This is a genomic window from Nocardiopsis yanglingensis (assembly GCF_045809185.1).
Taxonomy (GTDB): domain Bacteria; phylum Pseudomonadota; class Gammaproteobacteria; order Xanthomonadales; family Xanthomonadaceae; genus Stenotrophomonas; species Stenotrophomonas yanglingensis.
Genome location: NZ_JBJNRH010000018.1, coordinates 1 through 8,668, shown reverse-complemented (window position 1 = coordinate 8,668; position 8,668 = coordinate 1). Strand labels below are relative to the sequence as shown.

The following is an 8,668-nucleotide window of genomic DNA, read 5'->3' as shown; positions in this document are numbered from 1 at the left end:
CTCTTCTTGTTTTTGTGGGGGGGGCCCCTGGCTTCCCCCCGCTCACCCGCCCCCCACCCCTCCCTTGTTCATGGAGACCCATGAAATGCATCCACGCATGGCGTGGATCTACGGGAGCGTGACGCCAGGACGGCCCGAACTCAGCCGGTCGCCATCCACTTCAGGATCAAACCGGTGACGTAGGCCAGCCCGGTGCCGGTGGCATAGCCCACCGTGCCCAGCAGCACGCCCACCGGCGCCAGTGTCGGATGGAAGGCTGCGGCCACTACGGGGGCCGAGGCGGCGGCACCGATGTTGCCCTGCGAGCCGATCGCGAAGAAGAACAGCGGCGCGCGCAGCAGCTTGGCCACCACCCACAGCACCAGCACGTGCGTGGCCATCCAGATCGCGCCAAGCAGGAACAGCCATGGCCGATCCAGCAGCGACAGCAGGTTCATCTGCATGCCGATGCAGGCGATCAGGAAATACAGGAACACCGTGCCCAAGCGCGAGGCCCCTGCCGCTTCCAGCCGGCGTGCGCGGGTAAAGCTCAGGCCCAGGCCCATCGCGGTGGACAGCAGGATCACCCACACGAACTGACTGTCCAGACTGAACTGGCTGGCCCAGCTGACATTGGTCTTGAACCAGCCTGCCAACGGCGCGGCAATGGCATGGGCAAGGCCCACGCCGCCCAGTGCCACGCCAACGATCACCATCAGGTCGGTCATGCTGGGAATGCGCGCGTTCTGCGCCTCGTAGGCACTGATGCGCGCCTTCATCTCGTCGATGGCACGGGTGTCGGCACCGTTGCGGGTATCGATCTGCTGCGCACGGTTGGCCAGGAACAGCAGGATTGCCATCCACAGGCTGGCGCAGGCCACATCGACCACCGCGAACTGGCCGAAGGTAGTGGCATCGGTACCGAACACTTCGCGCATGGCGACCATGTTGGCGCCGCCACCGATCCAGCTGCCGGCCAGCGCCGCCATGCCCGCCCAGGTATCACCGGCCACGGTTTCCGGATGGATCAGCTTCATCAGCTGGAACGAGACGATGGCGCCGAGCATGATGCCGGCGGTACCCGCACAGAACACGATCAGCAGTTTCGGGCCAAGCTTGATGACGCCCTTCAGGTCGATCGACAGGGTCAGCAGGACCAGTGCGGCCGGCAGCAGCACGTCACGCGCGACCGGGTTGTACAGCGAGGTGTTGTGGCCATCGATGACACCGGCGGTGTTGTAGATGGCGGGAATGAAGTAGCACAGCAGCAGCGCCGGTACCCAGGCGAAGATCTTCTTCAGCAACGGGGTCGGACCACTGGCGGCCCAGAAGATCAGGGCCAGGGTGGCGGCAATCAGGCCCAGTCCAACGATGTCGTTGCTGATCAGGGCAGTAGTAGCGGGTTCGGTCGGCATGGGATCCTCTGTCGATCGAAAGAGCGGGAAAAAAAAGCGCCGCATAAAGCGGCGCAGGTCGAGATTAACATTGTCTTCACGCCGGGTCATGCTGCAGTGCCGACCACGCCCCATTCCCCTCAAGGAGCCCACTCATGCTGCTTGGCGCCTTTTCGGTCAGCCTCTCGGTGAAGGATCTCGCAGCCTCCCGTGCGTTCTACGAAGCCCTGGGCTTCTCGGTGACCGGCGGCGATCCAGCACAGAACTGGCTGGTACTGCGCAGCAACGGCACCGTGATCGGCCTGTTCCAGGGCATGTTCGAGGGCAACCTGCTGACCTTCAACCCCGGCTGGGACCAGCACAAGCAGGAACTGCCCCACTTCCAGGATGTGCGTGAGCTGCAGGCCGAACTGGATGCCAAGGGCATCGAACTGGCGGTCCGCACCGATCCTGATGGCCAGGGGACCGGCTACCTGCAGCTGGCCGATCCCGACGGCAACGTGATCCTGATCGACCAGCACGTGGCGCGATCGAACGGGCGTTGAGGGGGACAGCATGCCAACCCGGGTTGGCATCCAGCAGGACAGCCGGTTCAGGCGGGACGTGACGCGCTGAAGTCGAGGGTGACGCGCGTGCCACGCGGCTCGCAGGGCTGCAGCTGCAGGGTCCAGCCCAGGTGCTCGCACAGCCGCGCGATCAGGTCCAGGCCGATACCGCCGCCCCGATCAGCGCGTTCACCGCGGGCCATGCGCGCGTGGATCGCGGCAATCTCCTCCGGGCTCATGCCATGCCCCGGATCCTGCAGGGTCAACACCGCCGACGAGCTCAGGCGCAGCTCGATGTGGCCGCGCCCGCTGTTCTCGATGGCGTTGCGCAGCAGATTGCCGATCGCCGCCTGCACCACCGCCAGCGGCGCGATGATGTCAACCGGCGCCGCCTGGATGCCGATGCTCAGGTCCTTGTCGCCCAGCAGGTGGCGATGGTCGTCAACGATCTCCGGCAGCAGCTGGTCCAGCGCGATGCGCTCGGCACGTGCGGCCAGGCGCGCCGGATCACGCGCCAGCACCAGCAGCAGTTCAATCAGCTGCTCCACGCTCTGCGCCGTTCGCAGCACCCGCTGCATCTGTTGGCGTGCGCGATCAGGCAGGCCCGGTTGTTCCAGTGCCAGCTCGGCGGCACCGGTCATCACCGCGATCGGCGTGCGCAGTTCGTGGCTGGCGGTGCTGATGAAGACCCGCTCGCGCTCGACGAACTGTTCGTTGCGGTCCAGGTAGTCGTTCAGTGCATCGGCGATGGTATGCAGCTCGGAGCTGCCACGCGGGTCGACCTCGATGCGCTGGCCCTGCACCCCAGGTCGCAACCCGGCAATGCGCTGCGCCAGCAGGCTCAACGGACGCACCATCCGCTCCATGCCGAACGAAGCCATCAGCACGGTGACGAAGATCATGATCACGCCGGCCAGCATCACCCAGCGCGTGGCGAACTGTTCCAGGTCATGGAAGTCGGAGATGTCCAGCGCCAGCGCCACCCGCCCCATCGAGCCGGTATCACGCACCATCACCGCAGTCTGCCGGCCCTTGATCGGCACCCCGTCATGCAGCCCCGGGTGCAACGTGCGCACGCTTTCGGGCATGTTGCCTTCGTCGAAGCGGAACAGACTGAGCGTATCCGAGTCCTGCCAGCGGTAGTGCGGCTCGTGCTCGGTATGCTCGACGATGCTGTCCAGTTCGGAATTGAGCAGTGCACGCCAGGCGGCGTGCTCGGCATGCTCATGCACGTAGTTGCCAACGCTGAACACCGCGACCGACAGCAGCGCCAGGTAGCCCAGCAACCACCACACCACCCGCCGGTACAGCGGCCCCGGCTTACGCGCCTTCATCATCATCCTTGCCGGCATCGCTGGCCGTGGTCACGGCCAAGCGGTAGCCAACCCGCGGCAGGGTATGGATCAGCTTCTCGGAAAACGGTCCATCTACACTGCGGCGCAGTTCGTAGACATGCGAACGAAGCAGGTCGCCATCCGGCGGCTCGTCGCCCCAGAGCGCGAACTCCAGCTGCTGGCGGGTGACCGCGCCCGGGCTGGCCCGCATCAGCACTTCCAGCAGCTTGCGGCAGGCCGGGTACAGGTGCAGCACCTGATTGCCGCGCTGGGCCTCAAGGGTGGCCAGATCCAGCACCAGGTCGCCCACCTGCAGGCGCTTGCGCGGATTGCGACCCTGCGCGCGCAGCAACAGGGCCTCCAGCCGCACCTCCAGCTCGGGAAGCGCGAATGGCTTGGTCAGGTAGTCGTCGGCCCCGGCGCGGAAACCGGCGATCTTGTCCGGCAGCTCGTCACGCGCGGTCAGCATGATCACCGGCACCTCCGACGCATGTTCGGCGCGCAGCCGGCGCAGCACCTCCGGCCCCTCCATGCGCGGCAGCATCCAGTCCAGGATCACCGCATCGTAGGGGTGGCTGCCGGCCAGGTGCAGGCCGGTGATGCCATCCGGAGCCACGTCCAGCACATGCCCGCGCGACTCGAAATAGTCGAACAGGTTGGCCACCAGCTGGCGGTTGTCCTCGATCACCAACAGACGCATGCACGAAACATCCACGGAAGTTCGTAACATGGTAGCGCTGCCCATGTCGGAATGCGGTCGCCTTGGCCACCTCTGACGCTTTTCCCACCCCCGCCACCTCAGAATGGCTGTTTTGCTCCCGGAGCCTGCCGTGCCCGTAGCCCTGCCCCGCCGTTGGCGCCTGCCCCTGTTGTGGCTGCTGATCATTGCTGCGTTGGCGGCCGGTATCGGCCTGCGTCAGCCGCAGCCGCCGGACGAACCGCGCTTCGTGCTGGCGGCGCGGACCATGGTCGAGAGCGGGCAATGGCTGCTGCCGCACCGCGGCGTGGAGCTGTACGCGGAAAAGCCGCCGGTCTTCATGTGGCTGCAGGCCGCGGCCTACGAGATCGTCGGCAGCTGGCAGTGGTCGTTCCTGCTGCCGTCGTTGCTGGGGGCCCTGCTCAGCCTGTGGCTGATCTCGGACCTGGCTCGCCGGCTATGGTCGCCCCGGCATTCCGTCTATGCCCTCGCAGCGCTGTTCTGCACCCTGCAGTTCGGGCTGATGGCCAAGCGCGCGCAGATCGACATGGTGCTGGTGGGGATGACCACCGTGGCCCTGTGGGGGCTGATGCGCCACCTGTGCGAACGCCGCAACCTGCCCGCGCTGTGGCTGGCCGGCTTCGCCGCAGGCGTCGGCACGGTGACCAAGGGCGTGGGTTTCCTGCCGCTGCTGATGGTGCTGCCCTGGTTCGGCTGGTGGCTGTACCAGCGCCGCCGCGGATGCACAGTGGATGGCCCTCACCCGGCCACCCTGCTGTGGCTGATTCCCGCCTTCCTGCTGGGCGTGGCGGTATGGCTGGCACCGCTGGGCTGGGCGCTGCTGCACACGCCCAGCGCCGAGCTGCAGGCCTACGCGCACGAGTTGCTGTTCAAGCAGACCGGTACCCGCTACGCCAACGCCTGGCACCATCGTCAGCCGGCCTGGTACTACCTGCAGGTGATCCTGACCCTGTGGCTGCCGGGCAGCCTGCTGTTGCCGATGCTGTTCAAGCCCTGGTGGCGCCGCCTGCGCCGGGGCGACCGCCGGCAGTGGCTGCTGTTGGGTTGGGCCGTACTGGTGCTGGTGTTCTTCAGCGCCAGCCCGGGCAAGCGCGAGGTGTACCTGTTGCCGATGCTGCCGGCAATGGCGCTGGCCGCAGCGCCGCTGCTGCCGGGCCTGCTGCGTCGGCTGTGCGTGCGCCGCTATCTGTTCGGCTACAGCGTGGTGCTGATGCTGGCCACCGGCGTGCTCGGCGTGATGTTGATGACCGAGCATCCGTGGGCCGTGGCCCAGCTGGAGCGCCGGGCCATGCCCGACACTCTGCTTCCGGTGCTGGGCGACGGCCTGCTGACCTTCGCCATCGCCCTGGCCACATTGATCGTGTGGCTGCGGGTACGCCGCGCCGCAACGCTGGTGCTGCTGACCCACGGCATGCTGTGGATGCTCTACGGTCTGGTGCTGATCCCGGCGCTGGATCCCTACGCATCGGCGTCTGCACTGATGCGCCGGGTAGGCGCGCGGATCGGTCCCGACGCCGAACTGGCGCTGGTGGCCTGGCGCGAGCAGAACCTGCTGCAGGCCGACCGGCCGGTGCGCGAATTCGGCTTCAAGCGCCCCTGGGCCGAGCAGTGGCACGATGCCGGCCCGTGGCTGGCCGCGGCACCGGACAAGCGTTGGCTGCTGGTGCTGGATGATGCGATGAGCCCGTGCGTCGACCCGAGCAAGGTGATCGATATCGGTGTTGCCAACAGGAATCGTTGGCAACTGCTTCCCGGTACCGCATGGAACCCGGAGTGCCACGCCGAGCGGACAGGATCGACCGCAGAAGAAGACTGAACGTTGACACGTGCCAGGCACACATTAACCCGGCACGAACGAGCGTCCGACCCTTCTCCGACATCCAGGTGACGAGCATGACCGCGGATTCCCGAACCGCCCTTTTCCAGCATGCCCGTCCGTCCCCTTGATTCGGTAGCGCCGCTTGCAACATCGCCACTGGCGTCACGATTTGCCGTAACTCACCTCTGGCTGCCTGTCGCAATCGGTCTGCCGTTGTTTACGCTGCTGATGGGTTTCGGCGGCGACCAATGGGTGGCCGATCATCTGTTCCGTCTGGAGGGTGGCCACTGGGTGCTGCAGGACGCCTGGATCACCCGCACGGTGGTGCACAAGGCCGGCAAATGGCTGAGCACGGCTGCTGCGCTCGTGGCGATCCTGCTGTGCTTCCACCACTGGCGAAAGGGTCGCGATCGCACCCTGCGGTGGGCGCTGCTTTATGTCGTGATTGCCATGGCCCTGGGCACGGGTGTGATCTCCCTGCTGAAGTCGCTGGTGCCAATGGAATGCCCCTGGGACCTGCTGCGCTACGGCGGCCACCAGCCTTTCATCGGGCTTTTCACCCTGCGCCCGGCCGGCATGGCGCCGCAGGCCTGCTTCCCGGCCGGGCATGCCAGCGCCGGCTATGCGTGGCTCTGTCTGTACTATTTCGCCCTGCTGTGGCGCCCCTCGTGGCGCTGGGCGGGGCTGTGGATCGGCCTCAGCGCTGGCCTGGTGTTCGGCATCAGCCAGCAGCTGCGGGGCGCACATTTCCTTTCGCATGACGTTGCCACTGCGTTGATATGTTGGCTGCTTTCGCTCGGCCTGTATGTCCTGATCCGCCGTCAGTTGGACCGTCCCCACCGCCAGGAGGCAAACGCATGAGCGCATCGGTCCAACGCCCCGCCCGCCTTCCCGCGTTGGCGAACCTTCGCCGCTGGCGGCCGCAGCTGTCCACCGAAGCACTGATCGCCCTGACCAGCCTGTTCTTTGCGGTGGCCGGCAACGGCCTGTTCTGGCACAGCGCGATGGCCAGCCATCCGGGCAGCCTGCGCTACGCGCTGTCGCTGCTGCTGTTGCTGCTGGGTGCGCACGGCGTGCTGCTGGGCATTCTGGTCTGGCGCTGGAACGCCAAGGTGGTGATCAGCCTGCTGTTGCTGGTAACCGCCTTCGCTGCGCACTACATGAGCCGCTACCACATCTACCTGGATGCGGACATGCTGCGCAACGTGCTGGCGACCGACCCCAAGGAAAGCCGCGAGCTGATGACCGTGTCGCTGCTGTGGCCGGTACTGCTGCTGGCGGTGCTGCCGATGGTGGTGCTGTGGCGCGTGCAGCTTCGCCGTCGCAGCTGGGGCCGCAGCCTGCTGTGGCGCCTCGGCTTCCTGGTGGTGGCGGCGGTGACTGCCGTCGGCGGCGCGTTGATCTCGTTCCAGGACGTCTCGGCACTGATGCGCAACCAGCGCGAAGTGCGCTACCTGGCGACACCGGCCAACGTGCTGCTGGGCATGCCGCGTGCGCTGCGTGGCGACAATCCGGTGCAGCGCGCGCCGAAGCTGCCGATTGGTACCGACGCCAAGGCCACCCCGCGTGCACCTGCCAGCAAGCCGCGCCTGCTGGTGATCGTCATGGGCGAAACCGTGCGCGCGCAGAACTGGGGCCTCAACGGTGGCCGCAATACCACCCCGGAGCTGGCCCAGGCCAACGTGCTCAACTTCCCGGACATGCATTCCTGCGGCACCAGCACCGAGGTCTCGCTGCCGTGCCTGTTCTCGCCATGGGGCCGCCACGACTACGACGAGAAGAAGATCCGCGCACACCAGTCACTGCTGCACGTATTGAACCGTGCCGGCATCGCACCGTTGTGGCGTGACAACCAGTCCGGCTGCAAGGGCGTGTGCGAAGGCCTGGACTTCCAGTCACTGTCCGATGCGACCACCCCGGGCCTGTGCGCCGACGGCCGCTGCATGGACGAGATCCTGCTGCAGGACCTCGCCACCCAGGTGCGTGCCAAGCCGGGCGACCGCGTCGTGGTGCTGCACCAGCTGGGCAATCATGGCCCGGCCTACTTCGAGCGCTATCCGCCCGCATTCCGCCGCTTCACTCCCACCTGCGATACCCGCGACATCGGCCGCTGCTCGCGCGAAGAGATCACCAACAGCTACGACAATGCCGTGCTGTACACCGATCACTTCCTGAGCAAGACCATCGGCACGCTGCAGGGCATGCAGGACTACGACACGGCGATGATCTACCTGTCCGACCACGGCGAGTCACTGGGCGAGAAGGGCCTGTTCCTGCACGGCGTGCCCTACGCCATCGCCCCGGCCGAGCAGACCCGGGTGCCGATGACGATGTGGTTCTCACCGGGCTTCGCCAGCAGCCGCGGACTGGACCTGCAGTGTGTGCGCAAGCGTTCGGCGGCCTATACCGATCATGACAATCTGTTCCCGTCGGTGCTGGGCCTGATGCAGGTGAAGACCTCGCTGTACGAGCGCGACCGCGACGTGTTCGCCAACTGCGAGAGTTGAGGGTTGTTCGGCAGGGCTTGCAGCCCTGCACCTGCAGAGGCAACTGCAACCGCAACGGCGGAAGCAACAGCAACAGCGTGCATCCCGTGGGATGGCGGGGCGGTGTCGGAGCGCGGGGACGCCGCAAGTACGTCCGTGTAGGCTTGGCAGCCGCATCCATGCGGCTGACACCCCGCGCTCCGACACCGCCCCGCCTCTGACAGATTTCCGCGACCTGGTAGATCCACGCCATGCGTGGATGAGTCTCTGTCAGATATCGAAATTCAAACTGGGGGTCAGATCCGTTTTCCGAAGGAAAACGGATCTGACCCTGAGGTATCCCCACGTTTTCCTCAGACAGAGCAATGGCTTACGCATCAGGCTCTGGAAACA

General features: G+C 66.3%; 7 protein-coding genes. 4 read left to right on the top strand and 3 right to left on the bottom strand.

All coding sequences use genetic code 11. From position 1 onward, the window contains the following. Positions 1-140: 140 nt before the first annotated feature. A complete protein-coding gene (locus ACJ7C5_RS18600; protein ID WP_412704745.1) occupies positions 141-1,394 on the bottom strand; it encodes a DUF819 family protein in 1,254 nt (417 codons plus the stop codon). A 134-nt stretch (positions 1,395-1,528) separates the two neighbouring features. Here ACJ7C5_RS18600 and ACJ7C5_RS18595 point away from each other — a divergent pair, with 134 nt between their 5' ends. After that, positions 1,529-1,918 (top strand): VOC family protein, encoded by a 390-nt coding sequence (locus ACJ7C5_RS18595; protein ID WP_125432574.1) that lies wholly within the window; start codon positions 1,529-1,531, stop codon positions 1,916-1,918. Between the two features lie 47 nt (positions 1,919-1,965). On the opposite strand, the gene ACJ7C5_RS18590 is transcribed toward ACJ7C5_RS18595, so the two are convergent. Then, a complete protein-coding gene (locus ACJ7C5_RS18590) occupies positions 1,966-3,252 on the bottom strand; it encodes a sensor histidine kinase (protein WP_097049372.1) in 1,287 nt (428 codons plus the stop codon). Continuing rightward, complete coding sequence (locus ACJ7C5_RS18585) at positions 3,239-3,952, bottom strand: response regulator transcription factor (protein WP_093999734.1); 714 nt, start codon at positions 3,950-3,952, stop codon at positions 3,239-3,241. The genes ACJ7C5_RS18590 and ACJ7C5_RS18585 overlap by 14 nt, the downstream gene beginning before the upstream one ends. Before the next feature lie 130 nt (positions 3,953-4,082). Here ACJ7C5_RS18585 and ACJ7C5_RS18580 point away from each other — a divergent pair, with 130 nt between their 5' ends. The 3 genes from ACJ7C5_RS18580 (at position 4,083) to ACJ7C5_RS18570 (ending at position 8,296) form a co-directional block, all read left to right on the top strand. Continuing rightward, positions 4,083-5,786 (top strand): ArnT family glycosyltransferase, encoded by a 1,704-nt coding sequence (locus tag ACJ7C5_RS18580; protein ID WP_412704744.1) that lies wholly within the window; start codon positions 4,083-4,085, stop codon positions 5,784-5,786. 111 nt (positions 5,787-5,897) lie between these two features. Continuing rightward, a complete protein-coding gene (locus tag ACJ7C5_RS18575; RefSeq protein WP_412704743.1) occupies positions 5,898-6,650 on the top strand; it encodes a phosphatase PAP2 family protein in 753 nt (250 codons plus the stop codon). Beyond that, positions 6,647-8,296: a phosphoethanolamine transferase gene (locus ACJ7C5_RS18570; RefSeq protein WP_412704742.1), complete on the top strand. Its 1,650-nt coding sequence runs from the start codon at positions 6,647-6,649 to the stop codon at positions 8,294-8,296. The genes ACJ7C5_RS18575 and ACJ7C5_RS18570 overlap by 4 nt, the downstream gene beginning before the upstream one ends. The last annotated feature ends 372 nt before the right edge of the window (positions 8,297-8,668 follow it).